19 protein-coding genes and 1 other RNA gene are annotated in these 21095 nt (G+C 66.4%); 9 read left to right on the forward strand and 11 right to left on the reverse strand.

Going from position 1 to position 21095, the window contains the following annotated elements; genetic code table 11:
• The 7 genes from ACP693_RS12555 to ACP693_RS12585 all read right to left on the reverse strand — a co-directional run bounded on the left by ACP693_RS12555 (position 1) and on the right by ACP693_RS12585 (position 3071).
• Positions 1 to 822, reverse strand: coding sequence for a TIGR00282 family metallophosphoesterase (locus ACP693_RS12555; protein WP_409713531.1), 822 nt, complete (start codon positions 820 to 822; stop codon positions 1 to 3).
• Entirely contained in the window at positions 819 to 1253 is a 435-nt protein-coding gene (locus ACP693_RS12560; protein WP_426019868.1) for a PIN domain-containing protein, read from the reverse strand. Before ACP693_RS12560 ends, ACP693_RS12555 begins: the two co-directional genes overlap by 4 nt.
• Entirely contained in the window at positions 1253 to 1495 is a 243-nt protein-coding gene (gene vapB, locus ACP693_RS12565) for a type II toxin-antitoxin system VapB family antitoxin (protein WP_426019870.1), read from the reverse strand. Before vapB ends, ACP693_RS12560 begins: the two co-directional genes overlap by 1 nt.
• A gap of 31 nt (positions 1496 to 1526) precedes the next feature.
• Positions 1527 to 2084, reverse strand: a complete 558-nt coding sequence (locus tag ACP693_RS12570; RefSeq protein ID WP_426019871.1) for a 5-formyltetrahydrofolate cyclo-ligase — start codon at positions 2082 to 2084, stop codon at positions 1527 to 1529.
• 166 nt (positions 2085 to 2250) lie between these two features.
• Positions 2251 to 2413: non-coding RNA, 6S RNA (gene ssrS / locus ACP693_RS12575), on the reverse strand.
• A 74-nt stretch (positions 2414 to 2487) separates the two neighbouring features.
• Positions 2488 to 2808 (reverse strand): cell division protein ZapA, encoded by a 321-nt coding sequence (locus ACP693_RS12580; protein ID WP_135194907.1) that lies wholly within the window; start codon positions 2806 to 2808, stop codon positions 2488 to 2490.
• Positions 2808 to 3071, reverse strand: coding sequence for a hypothetical protein (locus ACP693_RS12585; RefSeq protein ID WP_426019872.1), 264 nt, complete (start codon positions 3069 to 3071; stop codon positions 2808 to 2810). Before ACP693_RS12585 ends, ACP693_RS12580 begins: the two co-directional genes overlap by 1 nt.
• A 95-nt stretch (positions 3072 to 3166) precedes the next feature.
• On the opposite strand from ACP693_RS12585, the gene tkt reads away from it, so the two are divergent.
• The 6 genes from tkt (at position 3167) to ACP693_RS12615 (ending at position 10356) form a co-directional block, all read left to right on the forward strand.
• A complete protein-coding gene (gene tkt, locus ACP693_RS12590; RefSeq protein WP_426019874.1) occupies positions 3167 to 5158 on the forward strand; it encodes a transketolase in 1992 nt (663 codons plus the stop codon).
• A gap of 182 nt (positions 5159 to 5340) precedes the next feature.
• Entirely contained in the window at positions 5341 to 6180 is an 840-nt protein-coding gene (locus ACP693_RS12595; protein WP_426019875.1) for an alpha/beta hydrolase, read from the forward strand.
• Positions 6177 to 6569, forward strand: a complete 393-nt coding sequence (locus tag ACP693_RS12600; protein WP_426019876.1) for a VOC family protein — start codon at positions 6177 to 6179, stop codon at positions 6567 to 6569. Before ACP693_RS12595 ends, ACP693_RS12600 begins: the two co-directional genes overlap by 4 nt.
• A 5-nt stretch (positions 6570 to 6574) precedes the next feature.
• Entirely contained in the window at positions 6575 to 7771 is a 1197-nt protein-coding gene (purT, locus tag ACP693_RS12605; RefSeq protein ID WP_426019878.1) for a formate-dependent phosphoribosylglycinamide formyltransferase, read from the forward strand.
• 268 nt (positions 7772 to 8039) lie between these two features.
• Positions 8040 to 10127, forward strand: coding sequence for a carbon starvation CstA family protein (locus tag ACP693_RS12610; protein WP_426019880.1), 2088 nt, complete (start codon positions 8040 to 8042; stop codon positions 10125 to 10127).
• Positions 10120 to 10356: a YbdD/YjiX family protein gene (locus ACP693_RS12615; RefSeq protein ID WP_135194900.1), complete on the forward strand. Its 237-nt coding sequence runs from the start codon at positions 10120 to 10122 to the stop codon at positions 10354 to 10356. The genes ACP693_RS12610 and ACP693_RS12615 overlap by 8 nt, the downstream gene beginning before the upstream one ends.
• A 1-nt stretch (position 10357) precedes the next feature.
• Here the strand turns inward: ACP693_RS12615 and ACP693_RS12620 are convergent, their stop codons facing one another.
• Together ACP693_RS12620 and ACP693_RS12625 are read right to left on the reverse strand one after the other, a co-directional pair.
• Positions 10358 to 11629 (reverse strand): S41 family peptidase, encoded by a 1272-nt coding sequence (locus ACP693_RS12620; protein WP_426019881.1) that lies wholly within the window; start codon positions 11627 to 11629, stop codon positions 10358 to 10360.
• Positions 11630 to 11690: 61 nt separating this feature from the next.
• Positions 11691 to 12401 (reverse strand): SDR family NAD(P)-dependent oxidoreductase, encoded by a 711-nt coding sequence (locus ACP693_RS12625; protein ID WP_426019883.1) that lies wholly within the window; start codon positions 12399 to 12401, stop codon positions 11691 to 11693.
• Between the two features lie 41 nt (positions 12402 to 12442).
• Here ACP693_RS12625 and ACP693_RS12630 point away from each other — a divergent pair, with 41 nt between their 5' ends.
• On the forward strand, positions 12443 to 13147 hold the full coding sequence (locus ACP693_RS12630) for an HAD family hydrolase (RefSeq protein ID WP_426019885.1): 705 nt from the start codon (positions 12443 to 12445) through the stop codon (positions 13145 to 13147).
• Here the strand turns inward: ACP693_RS12630 and ACP693_RS12635 are convergent.
• Complete coding sequence (locus ACP693_RS12635) at positions 13138 to 13929, reverse strand: hypothetical protein (protein ID WP_425985106.1); 792 nt, start codon at positions 13927 to 13929, stop codon at positions 13138 to 13140. The genes ACP693_RS12630 and ACP693_RS12635 overlap by 10 nt on opposite strands.
• Positions 13930 to 14013: 84 nt before the next feature.
• Positions 14014 to 16989 (reverse strand): TonB-dependent receptor domain-containing protein, encoded by a 2976-nt coding sequence (locus tag ACP693_RS12640; protein ID WP_426019887.1) that lies wholly within the window; start codon positions 16987 to 16989, stop codon positions 14014 to 14016.
• 407 nt (positions 16990 to 17396) lie between these two features.
• Here ACP693_RS12640 and ACP693_RS12645 point away from each other — a divergent pair, with 407 nt between their 5' ends.
• The gene (locus ACP693_RS12645) at positions 17397 to 17711 is read left to right on the forward strand and encodes a hypothetical protein (RefSeq protein ID WP_236547491.1); all 315 of its coding nucleotides are present in this window, start codon (positions 17397 to 17399) and stop codon (positions 17709 to 17711) included.
• 25 nt (positions 17712 to 17736) lie between these two features.
• Positions 17737 to 21036 (forward strand): carbamoyl-phosphate synthase large subunit, encoded by a 3300-nt coding sequence (gene carB / locus ACP693_RS12650; RefSeq protein ID WP_426019889.1) that lies wholly within the window; start codon positions 17737 to 17739, stop codon positions 21034 to 21036.
• Positions 21037 to 21095: the final 59 nt, after the last annotated feature.

A 21095-nucleotide genomic window follows, 5' to 3' on the forward strand; every position in this document is an offset into this window, starting at 1 on the left:
TTAGAGCACCGGCACCGCCTGCGACAGGCGGCCGCCGACGCGGATCGGCTCGACGCGCGTCGCCAGCCCTGTCCTGTCGTCCGTCTCCACGAACACGCCGCACACCGTCGCCGGCCCGGACGCGGGCATGTAGCGACCGCCGGAGATCCGGGTGGTGAAGCGCCGCAGCGGCTCTTCCTTCTCGTTGCCGATCACGCTGTCATAGTCGCAGCAGCCGCCGGCGTCGGTCTGATAGGCCGTGCCGCCGGGCAGGATCTGACAGTCGGCGGTCGGGACGTGGGTGTGGGTGCCGACGACCAGCGAGGCGCGCCCGTCGCAAAAATGCCCCATGGCCATCTTCTCGGACGTGACCTCGGCATGCATGTCGACGATGACCGCATCGGCGACGGCGCCCAGAGGCGCGGCGGCCAGTTCACGCTCGACCGCACCAAATGGGTCGTCCATCGGGTCCATATGCACCCGGCCCAGCACGTTCATGACCAGGACGGTGCGGCCCGAATGGGTCTCGAACAGATTGGCCCCGGCGCCTGGCGCATCCATCAGACGCGGATAGTTGGCCGGCCGGATCAGGCGCGGCTCACGCACGATATAGGTCAGGGCCTCGCGCTGGTCCCACGAGTGGTTGCCCAGCGTCAGACAGTCCGCCCCCGCCATGAACAGCTCGCGCGCCGTGTTCTCGGTGATGCCGAACCCGCCCGCCGCGTTCTCGGCGTTGATCACCACGAAGTCGAGCTTCAGATCGCGCTTCAGGCCCGGAAGATGGTCGCTGATCCCGTCACGGCCGGACTTGCCGATGACGTCGCCGAAAAATGCCAGTCTCATTTGACGCTCGGCGCATTGGGACCGGCGGGCCAGTCCTCGACCCGCAAGCCCTCGACGCGTTCGAACTCGCGCAGATTACCCGTCACCAGGATCAGACCCCGACTACGGGCGTGCCCCGCAATCAGAACGTCGTTTGAACCGATCAATTCGCCGCGCCTCTTCAAATCAGCCTTGATGTCGGCTGCGTGTTCGGCCGCAGCCGCATCGAAATCAAGCACGGTCATCCGCGCCAGCAATCTTTTGACCTGTTCACGACGCTGCTCGGGCCGATCCGACACGGCCGCGCCATACAGAAGCTCCATCGCCACAATGGTCGACGCCGCAATGGAATCGGCCGCATTGTTCAGCCGATCCGCCAGCGGCCCGCTCAGAAACGGCCTGTTTCGCAGGATGCGGACACAGACATTAGTGTCCAGGCTGTAGCGGAGCATCATAATTCCACGACGGAATCGTCGATCGGATCTTCAGGCTCGTAGATATCGATCCCAGGCTCGGCCAGAAAATCGGTCCAGACCGCGTCCGCCGGCACAAGAAGCAGGCTCCGCCCCTCCTGTATGACGCGTAGTTCTTTCACGTCGTCCGGAAAGGCCACGGCTTTGGGCAACCGCACCGCCTGCGAGCGGTTGGACATGAAGATCGAAGCCTTCAGCGGCGCTTTCCAAGGAGCGTTCATCTCGAAACGATGATGGACGAGAGCGTATATGTCAACGGGATATGCCAAAGTCCGCATAGCCTGCCTCGGTCAGAACGCCATGCAGGCGGACATCGTGCGCTTCCAGCTCAAGCCGCTCGACCTTCTGTCCGACGTAGGCGAACCCGATACGAAGCGCGTCGGGGCGGGCGGCGAAGGTGCGGTCGTAATAGCCGCCGCCCTGCCCCAGACGCCCGCCCTGATCGTCAAAGGCCAGCAGGGGCGTCAGGATCAGGTCGGGCGTGACGACCTGCGCCAACGGCAAGGGCGCGGGGCATCCGGCGGCGTCCAGTTCCAGTGGCTCGCCGGGCGACCAGGCTCGAAACTCCATCGGGGCGTCGCGCTGGACCACCACCGGCAGGCACAGCCGGCGGCCGGCGGCCTCCAGCGCCACAGCCAGGGCGTCGGTGTCCAGTTCGGACCCCATGGCGCGATAGAGGGCCACGACCTCGGCGGGCGGCAGGGCGTCCGCATGATCCGCCGCGCGCGACGCCGCCAGAGGATCGGCCTCGGCCAGCCGCTTGCGAACCGCCCGTGCAGCGGATCGCAGCTCATGCTTGTCCTGGATCATTCGGCCTTGTCCTGGATCATTCGGCTACCCCTATCCGACGCGTCAAACAAAGCGAGATGCGCGCGCTCCAGCAGGGAGGGACTGCGTTGCGAGAGATAGCGCACAAACGTGCTCAAGCAGCGAGCCGCCGCGCGGCGAGCGATAGCACACAAAAAAGAGAGAAGTTGGCGGCGCCGCAAGAACCGTGAAGGGCGTTTAAATCCTCTCGAACCTGGGTAGCCAGGTGGGCTCCATATGCCCAGGCCCTCGAGCCCGGACAGGGACAGATCCCTTTGAGTGAATTAAGGTCGCGAGGAAATGTATGCCTTCGACGTGGGCCGCAGCAAGACCCGCCGTCGAGCAAGATAGGCCTTCGCCTCAGCTTGCGCCAGCGCCCACGATCAAATCTTGATCAGATAGCCGATCAAATGCCTTGGGCGATCTTTTCGATCCGGGCGGCGACGGCGTTGAGCGCCTCGGCGACGCCGTCCGTCGAAGCCGGAGCCGGGGCCAGGGTGGACGGCCCCGCCTTGCCGCCGTTCAGGCGCGCCTCGTGCAGTTCGTCGGCCAGGATCAGGGCGGACATCAAAAATAGGCGCAGGTCGCCGACATGCCCCACGTCCTGGGCCACCTGTCGCACCTGGTTGTCGAACTGTTTGGCCAGGATGCGGACCCGCTCTTCCTGACCGTCGGCGCAACCCACCGCATAGGGCCGCCCGTTGACCTCGACCGTCACCGTCGCCATCAGCCGGCCTCGCTTTCGGCCAGCACGCCGCGCACGGCCTCTGCCGCGCGGGCCAGGGCGTCGGAGGCTTCGCGCCCGGCGGCCTCCAGCTCGGCGACGCGCTGATCGCTGGCCCCCGAATCCGAAGAACGGGGCGCGAACAGGTCGTCGTCCGCAATGGAGGGCGCCGAGGCGGGGCGCGCCTTCAGTTGCAGGATCTTGCGTTCCAGTTCGGCCAGGGCGCGGTCGATACGCGCCCGTGCGGCCGTGGTGGCGTCTGCCATCGGTCGCTCCTTCAAATTGCGTATAGAACCCGAGGACGCGCCGGGGTAAAGCGGCGCGCCCCCTTTTTCCGCCGTCCCATACAGAGGTCTCCACCGTGACCGACGCCAAAACCGCACCAAAGGCCACGCCCGAGCAGATGGCGAACGCCATTCGCGTCCTCGCCATGGACGGCGTCGAGAAGGCCAAGTCGGGCCACCCCGGCATGCCGATGGGCATGGCCGACGTCGCCACCGTGCTGTTCTCCAGGTTCCTGAAGTTCGACGCGAGCCGCCCCGACTGGGCCGACCGCGACCGCTTCATCCTGTCGGCCGGTCACGGTTCGATGCTGATCTACGCCCTGCTGCACCTGACCGGCTACAAGGCCGCGACCAAGGAAGAACTGTCCAACTTCCGCCAGTGGGGCTCCAAAACCTCAGGCCACCCGGAATACGGCCATATGCCCGGCGTCGAGGTCACCACCGGCCCGCTGGGTCAGGGCCTGGCCACCTCGATCGGTTTCGCCATGGCCGAGCGTCACCTCGCCGCCAAATACGGCGACGACCTGGTCGACCACCGCACCTGGGTCGTCGCCGGCGACGGCTGCCTGATGGAGGGCGTCAGCCAGGAAGCCATCGCCCTGGCCGGCCGCTACAAGCTGAACAAGCTCACCGTCCTGTGGGATGACAACGAAATCACCATCGACGGCAAGGTTTCCCTGTCCGACGCCACCGACCAGAAGGCCCGCTTCAAAGCCGCCGGCTGGGCGGTCAAGGCCATCGACGGCCATGACATGAACGCCATCAAGGCCGCCCTGAAATGGGCGACCCGTCAGGACAAGCCGACCCTGATCGCCTGCAAGACCAAGATCGGCAAGGGCGCCGCCACGATGGAAGGCAGCCACAAGACCCACGGCGCGGCCCTGGGCGCCGCCGAAATCGCCGCCACCCGCCTGGGCCTGGCCTGGGATCACGAACCCTTCGAAATGCCCCAGACCATCGCCGACGCCTGGCACAAGGTCGGGCGTCGCGGCGCCAAGGACCGCAAGAAGTGGGAGGCCCGCCTGGCCGCCTCGGCCCAGGCCGCCGACTTCACCCGCGCCATGAAGGGCGACCTTCCGGAGGGCGCCTTCGACGCCCTGAACGCCAAGATCGCCGAACTGATCGAGACCCAGCCGGCTCAGGCCACGCGCCAGTCCTCGGGCGCCGCCCTGGACCAGGTCTTCGCCTCCATCCCCGAACTGGTCGGCGGTTCGGCCGACCTGACCGGCTCGAACAACACCTTCGTCGCCGGCACCCCCATCCTGGACGCTCCGTCCTATGAGGGCCGCTACGTCAACTGGGGCATCCGCGAGTTCGGCATGGCCGCCGCCATGAACGGCCTGGCTTTGCACGGCGGGATCATCCCCTATGCCGGCACCTTCATGGTCTTCTCGGACTACAGCCGCCCGGCCATCCGTCTAGGCGCCCTGATGGGGGTCCGCGCCATCCACGTCCTGACGCACGACTCGATCGGCCTGGGCGAGGACGGCCCGACCCACCAACCGGTCGAACACCTGGCCGCCCTGCGCGCCATCCCCAACCTGCTGGTCTTCCGCCCCGCCGACACGGTCGAGGCCATGGAATGCTGGAAGATCGCGCTGGAAACCAGGACCTCTCCCTCGGCCCTGGCCCTGTCGCGCCAGAAGACCCCGGCCGTCCGCACCGTCGCGGGCACGGAAAACCTCTCCGCCAAGGGCGCCTATGAGATTAAGGCGGCTTCGGCTGAAGCCAAGGCCACCCTGTTCGGCACCGGCACGGAGCTGGCCCTGGCCCTCAAGGCCGCAGAGACGCTTGAAGCCGAAGGCATCCCGACCCGCGTCGTCTCCGTTCCTTGTTTCGAGCTGTTCGAGCAGCAGGACGCCGCCTACCAGGCCTCGGTCATCGGCCGCGGCACGGTCCGCGTCGCCGTCGAGGCCGCCGTCAAACAGGGCTGGGAGCGGTTCATCGGCGAAGACGGCGCCTTCATCGGCATGACCGGCTTCGGCGCCTCGGCCCCCGCCGAAGTCCTCTACGACAAGTTCGGCATCACCGCCGACGCCGTCGTCGCGGCGGTGAAGGCGCGGCTGTAGAAAGCCTGAGAAAGCCTGCCCTTCTCCCATTGGGAGAAGGTGGCCCGCAGGGCCGGATGAGGGTCGGCCGGTGGGCCAGTTCGCACCACCCGACCCTCACCCTTTCGCGCAAAAACGACGGCTTTGCCGCCGTGCGCTCAAGCCCTCTCCCAATGGGAGAGGGAAGCCTTGTGGAGATGTCGATGATTTCGGTTCGCGTTCTGGTGCTGACCATCGGCCTGGCCCTCGGCATAACGACGACGGTCGCCGCCCAGACGCCGACGATCGCCGAAACCCCCATCGTCATCGGCCGGTCCTACGCCCTGCCCTCCGCGATCATGGGCGCGACGCGCGAGATCAACGTCTGGCTGCCCCCCGGCTATGCCGACAGCGGCAAGACCTATCCCGTCCTCTATCTCCTTGACGGCGGCCAGGATCAGGACTTCCACCACATCTCGGGCCTCGCCCAGCTGGGGACCGTCGCCGGCGCCACGCGTGATGTGATCGTGGTCGGGATCGCCTCGGTGGACCGCCGCAACGAACTGGCCCTGCCGACACAAGACCCCGAACTGATCGCCCGCTATCCGACCCAGGGCCATTCGGATCGCTTCCGCCGCTTCGTGTCCGAAGAGGTCCAGCCCTTCATCGAAAACCGCTATCGCACCAGCGGCGAAACCGCCCTGATGGGCGAGTCCCTGGCCGGCCTGTTCGTGGTCGAGACCTTCCTGAAGGAACCGCAGATGTTCGACGCCTATGTCGCCGTCAGCCCAAGCCTGTGGTGGGACGGCGGCGTCCTGGCGCGTCAGTCCGGCGCCCATCTGCGCGACCAGTCGAACGCCCCCCGCACCCTGATCCTGACCCTGGGCGACGAAGGCCCCGAGATGCAGGCTCCGATGGACGTCCTGACCGCCAATTTGCGCGACCACGCCCTGCCCGGACTGAGCTGGAGCTTCACGCCCCGCCCGACCGAGACCCACGCCACCATTTATCACGGCGCAGCCCTCGACGCCTTCCGCCGCCTCTATGCGGAGCCCGCGAAATGAGCCGCATCGGCGCCGTCAGCCTGCTGGTCCACGACTATGACGCGGCCATCGCCTTCTATGTCGGCAAGCTCGGCTTCGACCTCAGCGAGGAAACCGACATGGGCGGCGGGAAGCGCTGGGTGCGCGTCACCCCCAAAGGCGGCGAAACCAGCCTGCTACTCGCCCGCGCCACGACCGAGGCCCAGAAGGCTCAGGTCGGGAACCAGGCCGGCGGCCGCGTCTGGCTGTTCCTCGAAACCGACGACCTGATGCGCGACCACGCCGCCTGGCTTGCCGCCGGCGTCCACTTCCGCGAAACCCCGCGACATGAGACCTATGGCAAGGTGGTGGTCTTCGAAGACCTCTACGGAAACGCCTGGGACCTGATCGAACCCGCTACCGGAGCCTGACCCCGATGAAACTCGGCACCCCGCTTTCCGACACCGCCGTCCGCGTCATGCTGCTGGGCTCGGGCGAACTCGGCAAGGAGGTCGCCATCGAGCTGCAACGGCTCGGCGTCGAGGTCATCGCCGTGGATCGCTATCCCAACGCCCCCGCCATGCAGGTCGCGCACCGCAGCCACGTCATCCCGATGACCGACCCCCAGGTGCTGAACGGCGTCATCCTGGCCGAAGCCCCGCACTTCATCGTGCCCGAGATCGAGGCCATCGCCACCGAGGTCCTGGCCGATATCGAGGCGGCCGGTCTGGCCGTGGTCATCCCCACCGCCCGCGCCGTGCAGCTGACCATGAACCGCGAAGGCATCCGCCGTCTCGCCGCCGAGGACCTGGGCCTGCCTGCCAGCCCCTACGCCTTCGCCGGCAGCGCCGAGGAACTGGCGGCCGGCGCCGAAACCGTCGGCTATCCCGCCTTCGTCAAGCCGGTCATGTCCTCCTCCGGCAAGGGGCAATCCTTTGTCGAAAGCCCCGACGAAATCGCCGACGCCTGGACCTATGCGCAAGACAGCGGCCGCGTCGCCGGCGCCCGCGTCATCGTCGAAGGCCGGATCGACTTCGACTTCGAGATCACCCTGCTGACCGTCCGCTCGCGTGCCGCCGACGGCTCGACCCGGACGGACTTCTGCGCCCCCATCGGCCACCGCCAGGTCAAGGGCGACTATGTCGAGAGCTGGCAGCCCCAGGCCATGACCCCCGCTGCGCTTGCCGCCTCTCAAGACATCGCCGGCAAGGTCACCGACGCCTTGGGCGGTCTCGGCGTCTTCGGCGTCGAACTGTTCGTCAAGGGCGACCAGGTCTGGTTCTCCGAGGTCTCGCCCCGCCCCCACGACACCGGCCTGGTCACCCTGGCCAGCCAGACCATGAGCGAGTTCGCCCTGCACGCCCGCGCCATCCTGGGCCTGCCCGTCGACGTGACCCTTCGCGAACTCACCGCCAGCGCCGTGATCTACGGCGGCATGGAGGCGCAAGGGATCGCCTTCGAAGGCGTCGCCGAGGCCCTCTCCGTCCCCACCGCCGACCTGCGCCTGTTCGGCAAGCCCGAAGCCTATGAGCGCCGCCGCATGGGCGTGGCGACCGCACGCGGCGCCGATGTCGATGAAGCCCGTGAACGCGCGCGCGAGGCGGCCGGGCGGGTGAAGGTGGTCCGGAGCTGACCATCGTCTCCTCCCCGCTTCGCGGGGAGGGGGACCGCGCGTAGCGTGGTGGAGGGGCTCTTGAAGCCCCACAGGCGCCGGTGATGCGTTGCAGAACCCCTCCGTCACGGCGCGAAGGCGCGCCGCGCCACCTCCCCGTCGCTGCGCGACAGGGAGGAGACGGTTTCCCCGACCTGCATTTCTACGACTTTAGTCGATTGGCCTTGTCCCGCATTGTGGTGCAAACCAAGGGCGAGGGCCGCAGTCAGCCGGCCGGGAGGGATCTGTCGTGGGCAAACTCAGCACACCCATAATTTTCGGCGCCATCGCCATTCTGGGGGCCGTGTCCCTCGGCGTCATCGCCCTGCATCAGGGCGAGAGCATCAGCGCGGTCTGGATGGTGGTCGCCGCCGTCTGCACCTACGCCATCGCCTATCGGTTCTACGCCCGCTTCCTGGCCAACAAGGTGCTGAAGCTGGACCCCGCGCGTCTGACGCCGGCCATGCGCCGCAACGACGGGCTGGACTATGTGCCGACGCCCCGCAACGTCCTGTTCGGTCACCACTTCGCCGCCATCGCCGGCGCGGGGCCGCTGGTCGGGCCGGTGCTGGCCGCCCAGATGGGCTATCTGCCCGGCGTGCTGTGGATCCTGGTCGGCGTGGTTCTGGCGGGCGCGGTGCAGGACATGATCGTCCTGTTCATGTCCACGCGTCGCGACGGCAAGTCGCTGGGCGACATGATCCGCACCGAAATGGGCACCATCCCCGGCATCATCGCCCAGGTCGGCGTGCTGATGATCATGGTCATCATCCTGGCCGTTCTGGCCCTGGTCGTGGTCAAGGCCCTGGCCGAGAGCCCCTGGGGCACCTTCACCGTCGCCGCCACCATCCCCATCGCCATCTTCATGGGCCTGTATACCCGCTATCTGCGGCCCGGCCGCGTGGGCGAGATTTCGGTCATCGGCGTCGTCCTGCTGATCCTGGCCATCATCGGCGGCGGCCATGTCGCGGCCGACCCGTTCTGGGGCCCGGCCTTCACCCTGACCGGCCCGACCCTGGCCATCCTGATGATGGTCTACGGCTTCATCGCCTCGGTCATTCCGGTCTGGCTGCTGCTGGCGCCGCGCGACTATCTGTCGACCTTCCTGAAGATCGGCGCCATCGTGGCCCTGGCCATCGGCATCCTGATCGTGCGTCCGCACCTGCAGATGCCGGCCGTCACCCCCTTCATCGACGGCACCGGTCCGGTCTTCGCCGGCGCCCTATTCCCCTTCCTGTTCATCACCATTGCTTGCGGAGCGGTCTCAGGCTTCCACGCCCTGATCTCGTCGGGCACCACGCCGAAACTGCTGGAGAACGAAAACCAGATTCCGCTGATCGGCTACGGCGCCATGCTGTGCGAAAGCTTCGTCGCCGTCATGGCCCTGATCGCCGCCACGGTGCTGGACCCGGCGGTCTATTTCGCCATGAACAGCCCGGTCGCCCTCATCGGCAACGACGCGGTCTCGGCCGCCGCTGCGGTCGCCCAATGGGGCTTCCACATCACGCCCGGAGAGCTTGAGCAACTGGCCCGAGACGTGGGCGAGAACTCGATCCTGTCGCGGGCGGGCGGCGCCCCGACCCTGGCGGTCGGCATGGCCCACATCCTGTCCAGCGTCATCGGCGGCCAGGCCATGATGGCCTTCTGGTATCACTTCGCCATCCTGTTCGAGGCCCTGTTCATCCTGACCACGGTCGACGCCGGCACCCGCGTCTGCCGCTTCATGATCCAGGATCTGCTGGGCGTCGCCGTGCCCAAGATGCGCGAGACCAAGTCGTGGGGCGCCAACGTCATCGCCACGGCCCTGACGGTCGGCCTGTGGGGGTATTTCCTCTACACCGGCGTGGTCGATCCGCTGGGCGGCATCAACAGCCTGTGGCCTCTGTTTGGCATCGCCAACCAGATGCTGGCCGCCGTCGCCCTGATCCTGGGCACGGTCGTCCTGTTCAAGATGAAGCGCGAGAGATACGCCTGGGTCACCATGGTCCCGGCGACCTGGCTGTTGATCTGCACCCTGACGGCGGGCCTCCAGAAGCTGTTCCACCCCGAGGTCCGCATCGGCTTCCTGGCCCACGCCCGCAGGTATCAGGAGGCCATGGGCGCCGGCGAACTGATCGCCCCGGCCAAGAGCGTCGGCGACATGCACCGCATCATCGTCAACGACTACGTCAACTCCACACTGACGGCCGGCTTCCTGTTCGTGGTCGTCACCATGGTGATCTACGGCGTGCTGGCGTGCCGCAAGGCCTACCGCAACAACCGGCCGACCGTGCGCGAATATCCCGAAGCGCACGACCTGACCCCGGCCGACGAAGCGGCGGACATCGCCCGTGCCTAGTCCTCAGACCCAGGACGACCTGCTCTGCCTGTGCCGCGACACCGCCCTGCGGTGGGGTCGCGGCGTCAGGCGCACGGCGGGCGCCATGATCGGCCAGCCGGACTACGACGCCTACGTCGCCCACGCGACCGCGACCCACGCCGACCAGCCGCCACTGGACAAGACGGCCTTCTTCCGACTGCACGAACAGCGCCGTTTCGGCGGCGCCGGCGGCTTCAAATGCTGCTGATCTAAATGCCGCTTGCGGGGGTGTCGGCCCGAGCCCGATCCTCCGCCTGAAGCGCGGCGATGGCGGCCTCCAGCGCGGGGTCGTCGCCGGCGCGGCGCTGAGCCACGCTGCGGGGCGCGGCGATATCGGGCGTGACGCCTCGCTTTTCCAGCCGCATGCCGCCCGAGGTCACGAAGTCCGCCCGGCTGAGCGTCAGTTTCCCCCCATCCGGCAGATTGGTCTCCTGGGCGATCAGGACCGATCCCCCCGTCTTCTCGCCCACCACAATCCCGCGACGCGCCTCCTGCAGGGCGGCAGGCGTCAGTTCCGCAGCACTTCGGCTGCCCTGGTCCACCAGCACCGCGACGTCGTTCGCCAAGGGATCGCGCCGGTCGCCGCAGTCACCCGCCGCCCGCAGCACCACCGCCCGGCCGCTGCGACCCCTCCGCGTGGCCCAGGCCTGATTGGCGGGCAGGAAACAGGTCAGGACGGCCTCCGCCTCCATCAAACGACCACCCGGATTACCGCGCAGGTCCAGCACCACATCGACGTCGGCGGGCAGGCCTTCCAGCTCGCTGCCCATCCACGCGCCCAGCCCCTTGTCGAACTGCTCGACCCGCAGGACCAGCACGCCCGGCCGGGACTTGTCCGCCGTGAACGGCTCGACCGCGTCCATCACGCGCGGGGTCAGGGCGGTCTCGTGCCGCTGGCCCGTCTCGTCCGTCAGGACCAGCTGCACCGGCTGTCCTTCATGCGTCTCGACATCCGGCCCCCAGGGCCGACCATCGACCGAGTTCAGCGACCAGCCCAGTTGCACCCCCGCCTCCTCGGCCGGCGAACCGGGCCGAATGCGTTCGACGGTCCAGTCGTCGGGCGTCTCGCCCCGCATCAACGTCAGCCCCATGACGGCGCGGCGGGCGAACTGGGCCTCCTGGCGACGCACGGCGGCCGGCGGGCTGGCGGCGGCATGGCCGTCGTCCAGCAGGTCCAGCATTTCGTTGATGACCCGATACAGCCCCCGCTCGTCGGTCGCCGCCAGGGCCTGGGGCCGGAACTGCGCCCGCGCCGCGTTCCAGTCCACGCCGTGCAGGGTCGGATCGTAATAGCCGCGCCGGACCTCGCTCCACACCCGGTCGAACACCCGCTGGTTCAGACGCACGCGGTCTCGCGTCTGGGGCGCGGCCATCGACTGGATAGACACCGTTGAGCTGGCCGGTTGGGCCACGGCCGGCCCGCTCAACGGCAGGCCGAGCAACAAGAGGCTGAAAAGCCGGACGGAAACTCTGACGCGCATGGACGGCATCTGACGCCAGACGCCCCTTTGGCTCAAGTCACGACTGCGCGTTAGTGGCGCGTTATTCGGGGATCCGCGCCCCGTCCCACGCGAAGACCCCGCCGCTGTCGGCCGGCGTCAGGTCCGACAAAACCGCCAGCAGCCGCTCGGCGGAATGGTCTGCCGTGAACAGCCGCCCCTCGGCCACCCCTTTCTGGAACGGCGCGCTCAGGCCCGTATCCACCGTGCCGGGATGCAGGCCGGCGATCACCGCCTGCGGGTGGCTGCGCCCCATCTCGATCGCCAGATTGCGCAAGATCATGTTCAGCGCCGCCTTGGACGCGCGATAGGCGTGCCAGCCGCCCAGCCGGTTGTCGCCTATCGACCCCACCCGCGCCGACAGGGCCGCGAACACCGCCCGCCGATCCCGCGGCATCAGCGGCAGCAGATGTTTGGCCGCCAGCGCCGGCCCGATGGCATTGATTCGGTAGTCCCGCAGCATGTGATCGGCATCGAGCTGGCGTAAGGACCGCTCCGGCTGAAACCCGTCGTGCAGCACGCCGGTCGCCAGCACGATCAGGGTCGGCGCCGCCCCCTGGCCGATCTGCTCGGCGGCGGACGCCAGACTGGCCTCGTTCTCCAGATCGGCGGCCAGCCCTTGCGCGCCCGCCACATCCGCGCCCGACCGCGACACGGCCCAGACCGTCTCGAACGCCCCGCCGCTCACGATCCGTTCGACCATCGCCCGGCCGATGCCGCCCGTCGCACCGATCACCACCGCCGATCCGTTCATCGCGTCTCCCCTCCTCGTTCGTCCCATGATAGGGGCGCGGCATGAGCATCACCACGGTCGGCCTCGATGCCGACGACACCCTCTGGCACAACGAGACGATCTTCCGCCTGACCCATGCGCGGTTCGTCGATCTGCTGGCCGATCACGGCGACGAACCGACCATCGAGGCGCGTCTCGCCGAGACCGAACAACGCAATCTGCGTCTCTACGGTTACGGCATCAAGGGCTTCACCCTGTCGATGATCGAGACGGCGATGGAGCTGACGGGCGGCGAGGCCCCGCCCCATGTCGTGCGCGAGATCCTGGCCGCCGGCCGCGAGATGCTGGCCCATCCGGTCGAGACCCTGCCCGGCGTGGACGAGGTCGTCGCCGAACTGTCCGAAAAATACCGCCTGGTCCTGATCACAAAGGGCGACCTGCTCGATCAGGAGCGCAAGCTGGCCGCCTCGGGCCTGGGCGACCGGTTCAGCGCCGTCGAGATCGTGTCCGAGAAAGACCGCGCGACCTACGACCGCGTCTTCACCCGCCACGGAACAGGCCCGGCCGAGGCCGTCATGGCCGGCAACTCGATGAAGTCCGATGTCCTGCCCGCCATCGCCGCCGGCGCCTTCGGCGTCCACATCCCCTACCACGTCACCTGGGCCCACGAACTGGCCGACGCCCCGGTGAACGAGCCCCGCTACGTATCGCTCGCCCGCATCGGCGAACTGCCCGACTGGATCGCGGCGATCGCGGATCAGACGTAGCCGAGCAGCGCGCGCAGACCCGGCGCATTGTAGTCGACCAAAGCCTTCTGGGTGGGTGAAAGCTCGGCCGGGAAGGTGATGGTGTTCGCCGGCTTGAGGTTTTCCCTGGCCGTGCGGCTGTAGCGCCGGTCCGCGCCAATGGTGGCCCGCTCGCGCCAGTCCTCGGGCCGCTCTATGCCGCAAGCCTTGAAGAGGTCCGCAAACAGCGCGTCGGCCTCTGGCGACTCGATGTCCTTAACCGCGCCCAGCAGATCCTCGTACCGGATGAGATGCACGCCCGTGCCCAGCCAGGCGGCCGCATTGTGCGTGAAGATATCGATCAGGCCAGGCGACTTCTGATGGATGCCGAAGATCATCATGTTGATCAGGGCGTCGGCTGAGAACACGCCGGATTTCAGGTGTGCGATATTGTCCTGCTGAAACTCCTCGGACACGAAGAAGCGCGCCCGCGCCAGCACCCAGTCGTAGGGATCGCGCACCATCAGAATGTGCCGCGCCGTGCGCACATTGGCGTAGGATTGGTCGCTGAACAGCAGGTGTGCTGCACTTATCATCGGCACATGCGGATTGAAGGCGTCGAGGTGCAGATGCATGTTCGGCACCTGAACGAAGTCGGCCTTGTAGTGCTGCTCGACGGGGACGAACATCCGCATGATGTTGCGCAACAGATGCGTGCCGCCCTTGGGCACGCTGTTGAGCATGACCGGCTGTTTCAACGGTTGCTGCGAGAACCGAACCACCTGTTCGTCGAGGGTGTCGGGGATGCCGCCGATACGGGCCATGTCCAGATCTCTTACGTTGTCGCACATGAGAACGGGGCGGCGGATCGCTCCGCCGCCCCGTGACGTCTTTGCCGGATTGCGACCTTAGAAGGTCTTGCTCACCCGAAGGAAGCCCCGACGACCATAGAAGGCTTCGGTGTACTGCGACCCGAAGACCGAGTTGCCCTGGACGGTCGTGGCGAACGAACTCGCCGCCGGCGGCAACTCGTCGAACACGTTCGACACGCCGCCGCTGACCCGCCAGCCGTTGTCGCTGTCGTAGCTCAACGAGACGCTGTGGAAGCTGGTGAACTCGGCGACAGCCTTCACCTCGACCCGACGACCGTCGATGGTTTCGAACAAGTCGCCGTTGTCGTCGATATAGTCGAAGCGGCTGTCTTGGTTTCCGATCCAGTCGAAGCCCCAGAACGCTGTCCAAGGACCGCGGGCCAGGCTGGCGTTGATGTTGCCGACCAGTTCCGGATTGCCGATACGGCCCAGCGGATTGACCGGTGCATCCTCGAACAACGCGGTCCGGTCTTCCAAAGTCCAGGTTGTCTGGCTGTCAAGCGTCAGCTCACCCCACGGCGTGTCGGTGATGTAGCGAACAGTGAAGTCCAGTCCGCGGTTGGTTTGTTCGGCGACGTTCAGATACGAATCGCGCACCTGAATGATGCCGCTGGAGTTCACGTCGCGATCGAACTGGTTGCAGATCGGATCGGTCGGGAAGTTGTCGGAGGTGTAGCAGGCATTGAGAATGCCCGCCGCGCCAAGGTTACGAACCTCGTCCTTGATCTCGATTTCGAAGTAATCCACCGCCAGGCTCAGACCGCTGTTGGGCGGCGTGAGGACCACACCCAGAACCGTGGCCTTGGAGGTTTCAGGCTCCAGAACGCCCAGGCCGCCGCCGGTCACAATTGTCGCCGAAGACGGCGCACCTGCGTAAGCCCCATCGACCCCGCCGCCCGGCCCCGCGGCGCTGGTGCAATTGTTATAGACCTGCTGCGAGACGGAACCGTCCGCGAGCCTGTTGTTCAGGTTCAAGCAGGGGTCGATGGAGCGTTGGGCCAGGAAGCTAGTCTGATCGGCCAGATAAAGTTCGAACAGCGCAGGCGCGCGGAACGAGGTGCCGTGCGATGCGCGGAACCTGATGCCGTCCATCAACTCCCAGTTCAGCCCGACCTTGTAGGTGGTGGCGCTGCCCGACGTCTTGGTATCGGTGTAGCGGCTTGAGAGAGACAGATCGAGCTCACGCGCAAACGGCACGTTCTTCAGAAGCGGCACCGCCAATTCGGCATAGACTTCGCGGGTATCGTCCGAGCCTGCGGTGATGCCCGAGCCGGAAAGGCCCCAGCTGTTGTCCGCCAGTGTGACTGCACCCGGCGTGTCGTTGATCTCGTCACGACGAATATGGAAGCCCAGCGCGAGGCCGAGCGGACCCGCAGGCAGTTCCATCAGGTCACCCCCGATGAAGCCTTCGACATAAGTCTGTTCGTAAAGGGTGTTGCCCGTCTCAGTGTCGAACAGGAAAGCGCGCTCTTCGTCCGTCAGGCGACCAGCCAAGAAATCGGGATCGGTGAAATCGACGTCGATGCAGGGACGACCGCTGATCGGCAGGTTCGACCCGACGCAGCTCGAAGTCTTGAAGCTGGTCGAGTCCACTGCGTCCTGAAGGATGACGTCGGAAGTGTAATCACCGTCCGAGCGGCTGTACTGGACGAACACATCCCACTTCCAGTTGTTCAGCGGCCCCACGCTGATGTCGCCACGAATACCGGCGACACCACGCATATAGTCAACGCGCTGCGATTGGTCGAAGTGGTCGGTAATCGGCGTAGCGCTGAGAAGATTCGGGCCGGTAAAGCCCGTTACGGGGTCTCCGCCCGATCCCGGACCGTAAATATAGTCGAAGAAATCAGCGGTGTAAGTGTAGTTCCAGAACTGGCGGAACCCGTCGGTGCGGCTCTCGCGGCGGTTCAGCAGGAACTCGCCATAGATTTCGGCGCTGCCGAGTTCATACGCCCCTTCGATAAAGGCGGTGTAACGATCGACCTCAGGAATGATGGACGCTTCTCTGGCGAAGTCCGGCAGGTTGTTCGTCACCGCCCGTGAGGGCGTGTCGTAGTTGACCAGATAGAAGCCGGCGGGTGCGTTGGCATATTGAGACGCGATCGCGGGATCGGTTGGCCGCGTCGGAATGTACTGACCCAAGTTGCCGTCATAGTCGAACTGGTAGCGACCGGGGCGACCCGAGAAGTCATCGCCATAGACGTAAACCTGACCCCAGGGCGTATCCGTGCATTGCGGCTGGCCGGTGCGCGGATCGATACGATCCGCCCGGTTACGCGTGCCCGGCTCGAAAACATACTGGTTGGTGCAGATCAGATAGTCGCGGTCGCCGGCGCGCAGGGCTTCCTGGCGATAATAGTCCGCCGAAAAGTTGACGTGGCCACGATCAAACTTTTTGCCGAAGGATCCAGAGATATTGAATTGCTCGCCACCGCCCTCGAACGGCGCTGTGGCGAAGACGGACATCTCGCCGCCATCACGGTTCTGGTCGGTGATCAGGTTGACGACGCCGGCGACGGCGTCGGAGCCGTAGATCGACGAGGCGCCGTCCTTCAGGATGTCGATGCGGTTGATGGCGGACTGCGGGATGACGTTCAGGTCAAAGGACGACACGCCGCCGCGTGTGCCTGCGGGGCCCGCACGACGGCCATTCAGCAGAACCAGAGTACGGTTGGCGCCCAGGCCGCGCAACGAGATCGTCGCGGCGCCCGGACCGCCATCTGTAACGAAGGCGCTGGAAATAGCCGAGTTCACCTGGGGCGAGCCCGCCGCCAAGGTGGACGACTGAAGGAACTGAGCCGTATCGCTGATGCCGCGCTGCTCGGCGCGCTCGGACGTCAGCACCTGGACGGGCGAGGCGCTGGTGAACTCGTTGCGAGGAATCCGCGAACCGGTCACGACGATCTCGCCAACCTCTGTCGCCGATTCAGCGGGCTGCTCGCCTTCAACGGGCGGCGGCGTTTGCTGAGCGGCGGCCGGAAGGGCGGCCATGAGACCCACAGCGGAAAGCATGCTGCCCGCCAACAACCGAGAACGTTGATACTTCAAGCTGAAATCCCTCGAGATTATGCGGGAGCAACAACCAGCTCACTGCATATCGCTGATGTAACTTCCTAGAGAAACCACATTAGGACCAAAGCCTCGACGCAACCAAGTCTGAAATGTGTTCTATCTGCAACACGAAGGTGACAAAATCCACCTGTCCCGGATTCATCTTGAGGCGAAGATTAACCGGCAGCGTCATTCACCCCTGGCCATCCTCGCGCGCTTCGATTTGCGCTGATGGGACGTTTCCGGTTGCCCCCTCGCCCCTCCCTCTCTAAACGGGCCGCTTAACCGACAAGCAGACGTGAGCGTCGCAGGGCCAGGCTCTGCGGGGACTTCTCGCGCGCGTAGAGAACGAAGGACGACGCAGCCCCTTGGACGCCTCGGACATCAGTCATGACGAACGCGACGCCATGGTGCGCGCGGCGCTGGCCGAACAGGGCGACAGCGGCGTGACCCCGCGTCACACGCGATTCTACTTCTATGGCGAAGGCGACCACGGCGACCTGAACGAGGTCGCGCGTCGCGCCGGCTTCCTGACCGGCGGCGCCGACGATTCCACCACACTTGAGACCACCATGGCGGTGGACGAGGCGTCGTTCGCCGCGACCTCCGCCATGATGCAGACCTGGGCCGCAGCGTTTCAGCTGGACTACGACGGCTGGGACTGCGCGGTCGTGACCCATTAGCGTTCAATAAGAAGAAGAGCTGGCGATGCCCAAGCGCACAGACATCCAATCCATCCTCATCATCGGCGCCGGCCCGATCGTCATCGGCCAGGCATGCGAGTTCGACTATTCCGGCGTCCAGGCGTGCAAGGCGCTGAAGGCAGAAGGGTACCGGGTCATCCTGGTCAACTCGAACCCCGCCACCATCATGACGGACCCCGAGGTGGCCGACGCCACCTATATCGAGCCGATCACGCCCGAGATGGTCGAGAAGATCATCGCCAAGGAACGCCCCGACGCCCTGCTGCCCACCATGGGCGGCCAGACCGCACTGAACACCGCTCTGGCCCTGGACGCCTCGGGCGCGCTGAAGAAGTACGGCGTCGAGATGATCGGGGCGAAGGCCGACGTGATCGACAAGGCCGAGGATCGCCAGAAATTCCGCGACGCCATGGACAAGCTGGGCCTGGAATCGCCCCGCTCCAAGGCCGCCCATTCGATGGAAGAGGCGCTGGAAGGGCTGGAGTTCGTCGGCCTGCCCGCCGTGATCCGCCCGTCCTTCACCCTGGCCGGCACCGGTGGCGGAATCGCCTTCAACCGCGAGGAGTTCGAGGAGATCGTGCTGCGCGGCCTCGACCTGTCGCCGACGACCGAAGTGCTGATCGAAGAATCCGTCTTGGGCTGGAAGGAATACGAGATGGAGGTCGTCCGCGACACGGCGGACAACTGCATCATCATCTGCTCGATCGAGAACATCGACCCGATGGGCGTCCACACGGGCGACAGCATCACCGTCGCCCCCGCCCTGACGCTGACCGACAAGGAATATCAGCGGATGCGGACCGGCTCGATCAACGTCCTGCGCGAGATCGGCGTCGAGACCGGCGGATCGAACGTTCAGTGGGCCATCAATCCGGCCGACGGCCGCATGGTGGTGATCGAGATGAACCCGCGCGTGTCGCGCTCGTCGGCGCTTGCGTCCAAGGCCACCGGCTTCCCCATCGCCAAGGTCGCCGCGCGTCTGGCCGTCGGCTACACCCTGGACGAACTGACCAACGACATCACCCAGGTCACGCCGGCGTCGTTCGAGCCGAGCATCGACTATGTCGTCACCAAGATTCCCCGCTTCGCCTTCGAGAAATATCCGGGTTCCGAGCCACTGCTGGGCACCTCGATGAAGTCGGTCGGCGAGGTCATGGCCATCGGCCGCACCTTCCAGGAATCGATGCAGAAGGCCCTTCGCGGGCTTGAGACCGGCCTGTCCGGCTTCGACGAAATCGAGATCGAAGGCGTCGCCGATGTCGAGGACGCCGGCGCTGCCCGGGCCGCCGTGGTCCGCGCTCTGGGCATCCCGACGCCCGACCGCATCCGCGTCATCGCCCAGGCCTTCCGCCACGGCCTGACGGTGGAAGAGGTCAACGCCGCCTGTTCCTACGAACCCTGGTTCCTGCGCCAGATCGCCGACATCGTGCGCGAGGAAGGCCACATCCGGGTCAAGGGCCTGCCGACCGACCCGACCGAGTTCCGCCGGCTGAAGGCCAAGGGCTTCGCCGACGCCCGCCTGGCCCAGCTGACCGGCGCGACGGAAAAGGACGTCCGCACCGCCCGTCGCGGCCTGAACGTCCGCCCGGTCTTCAAGCGGATCGACACCTGCGCGGCCGAGTTCGCCAGCGCCACCGCCTATATGTATTCGACCTATGAGACCGGCGCCCTGGGCCAGATCTCCGAGTGCGAGTCCGAGCCGACGAACAAGAAGAAGGCCATCATCCTGGGCGGCGGTCCGAACCGGATCGGCCAGGGGATCGAGTTCGACTATTGCTGCTGCCACGCGGCCTTCGCCTTCGCCGACATCGGCGTCGAGTCGATCATGGTCAACTGCAACCCCGAGACCGTCTCGACCGACTATGACACCTCCGACCGCCTGTATTTCGAGCCGCTGACGGCCGAGGACGTGCTGGAGCTGATCGAGGTCGAACGCTCGAACGGCGACCTGATCGGCTGCGTCGTCCAGTTCGGCGGCCAGACCCCGCTGAAGCTGGCCCATGCCCTTCAGGAAGACGGCATCCCCGTCCTGGGCACCAGCGTCGATTCCATCGACCTGGCCGAGGACCGCGAGCGCTTCCAGCAGATGCTGGAGGGCATCGGCCTGCGCCAGCCGCCCAACGGCCTGGCCCGTTCGGCCGAGGAAGCCGCCCAGAAGGCGGAAGAGGTCGGCTATCCCGTCGTGCTGCGCCCCTCCTACGTCCTGGGCGGCCGCGGCATGATGATCGTCCACGACCGCGAGCAACTGGACCGCTACGTCCATGAGGCCATGCGCGTCTCGGGCTCGGACCCCGTCCTGATCGACCACTATCTGAACCGCGCCACCGAGGTGGACGTGGACGCCCTGTGCGACGACGAGACGGTCTTCGTCGCCGGCGTGCTGGAGCACATCGAGGAAGCCGGCGTCCACTCGGGCGACAGCGCCTGCTCCATGCCGCCCTGGTCCCTGTCGGCCGAGACGGTGGCAGAGCTGAAGCGCCAGACCACTGAAATGGCCAAGGCCCTGAAGGTGCGCGGCCTGATGAACGTCCAGTTCGCCATCGAGGAACCGCACAGCGAGAACCCGCGCATCTTCGTGCTGGAGGTCAACCCGCGCGCCAGCCGCACCGCGCCCTTCGTGGCCAAGACCATCGGCCAGCCGATCGCCGCCATCGCCGCCAAGGTCATGGCCGGCGTGCCGCTGAAATCCTTCGGCCTGACCGACAAGCCCTATGACCATATCGCGGTCAAGGAAGCGGTCTTCCCCTTCGCCCGCTTCGCCGGGGTCGACACCATCCTGGGCCCGGAAATGCGTTCGACCGGCGAGGTCATGGGCCTGGACTGGAAGCGTGAGGGCGAGGCCGACATGGCCCCCGCCTTCGCCCGCGCCTTCGCCAAGTCCCAGATCGGCGGCGGCGTCACCCTGCCGACCTCGGGCTGCGCCTTCATCTCGGTCAAGGACGAGGACAAGGCCTTCATCGTCGATGCGGCCAGGACGTTGCTGGCCGAAGGCTTCACCCTGATCGCCACCGGCGGCACCCACAGCTACCTGGTCGAACAGGGGCTGGAGGTCGGCCTGGTCAAGAAGGTGCTGGAAGGCCGCCCGCACATCGTGGACGCCATGAAGAACGGCGAGGTCCACCTGGTCTTCAACACCACCTCGGGCAAACAGTCGCTGCAGGACAGCTTCAGCCTGCGCCGCACCGCCCTGATGATGAAGATCCCCTACTACACCACAACCGCCGGCGCCCTGGCGGCGGCCCAGGCCATCGGCGCCATCAAGGCCGGCGACCTGGATGTCCGCCCGATCCAGGACTACGCCTGACGTTGACGAAATCTCCGGCTTTCGGCCGCACGCTGCGAACGCGTAGCGGCCGAAAGCCA

The sequence above is a fragment of the Brevundimonas sp. TWP1-3 genome (assembly GCF_049896085.1).
Lineage (GTDB): Bacteria > Pseudomonadota > Alphaproteobacteria > Caulobacterales > Caulobacteraceae > Brevundimonas.

What these genes read in the sequence shown, in the direction of transcription:
- ACP693_RS12555 (WP_409713531.1), bottom strand. Translation starts at nt 822, where the DNA reads ATGAGACTGGCATTTTTCGGCGACGTCATCGGCAAGTCCGGCCGTGAC.
- ACP693_RS12560 (WP_426019868.1), bottom strand. Translation starts at nt 1,253, where the DNA reads ATGCTCCGCTACAGCCTGGACACTAATGTCTGTGTCCGCATCCTGCGA.
- vapB (WP_426019870.1), bottom strand. Translation starts at nt 1,495, where the DNA reads ATGAACGCTCCTTGGAAAGCGCCGCTGAAGGCTTCGATCTTCATGTCC.
- ACP693_RS12570 (WP_426019871.1), bottom strand. Translation starts at nt 2,084, where the DNA reads ATGATCCAGGACAAGCATGAGCTGCGATCCGCTGCACGGGCGGTTCGC.
- ACP693_RS12580 (WP_135194907.1), bottom strand. Translation starts at nt 2,808, where the DNA reads ATGGCGACGGTGACGGTCGAGGTCAACGGGCGGCCCTATGCGGTGGGT.
- ACP693_RS12585 (WP_426019872.1), bottom strand. Translation starts at nt 3,071, where the DNA reads ATGGCAGACGCCACCACGGCCGCACGGGCGCGTATCGACCGCGCCCTG.
- ACP693_RS12595 (WP_426019875.1), top strand. Translation starts at nt 5,341, where the DNA reads ATGATTTCGGTTCGCGTTCTGGTGCTGACCATCGGCCTGGCCCTCGGC.
- ACP693_RS12600 (WP_426019876.1), top strand. Translation starts at nt 6,177, where the DNA reads ATGAGCCGCATCGGCGCCGTCAGCCTGCTGGTCCACGACTATGACGCG.
- purT (WP_426019878.1), top strand. Translation starts at nt 6,575, where the DNA reads ATGAAACTCGGCACCCCGCTTTCCGACACCGCCGTCCGCGTCATGCTG.
- ACP693_RS12620 (WP_426019881.1), bottom strand. Translation starts at nt 11,629, where the DNA reads ATGCGCGTCAGAGTTTCCGTCCGGCTTTTCAGCCTCTTGTTGCTCGGC.
- ACP693_RS12625 (WP_426019883.1), bottom strand. Translation starts at nt 12,401, where the DNA reads ATGAACGGATCGGCGGTGGTGATCGGTGCGACGGGCGGCATCGGCCGG.
- ACP693_RS12630 (WP_426019885.1), top strand. Translation starts at nt 12,443, where the DNA reads ATGAGCATCACCACGGTCGGCCTCGATGCCGACGACACCCTCTGGCAC.
- ACP693_RS12635 (WP_425985106.1), bottom strand. Translation starts at nt 13,929, where the DNA reads ATGGCCCGTATCGGCGGCATCCCCGACACCCTCGACGAACAGGTGGTT.
- ACP693_RS12640 (WP_426019887.1), bottom strand. Translation starts at nt 16,989, where the DNA reads ATGCTTTCCGCTGTGGGTCTCATGGCCGCCCTTCCGGCCGCCGCTCAG.
- carB (WP_426019889.1), top strand. Translation starts at nt 17,737, where the DNA reads ATGCCCAAGCGCACAGACATCCAATCCATCCTCATCATCGGCGCCGGC.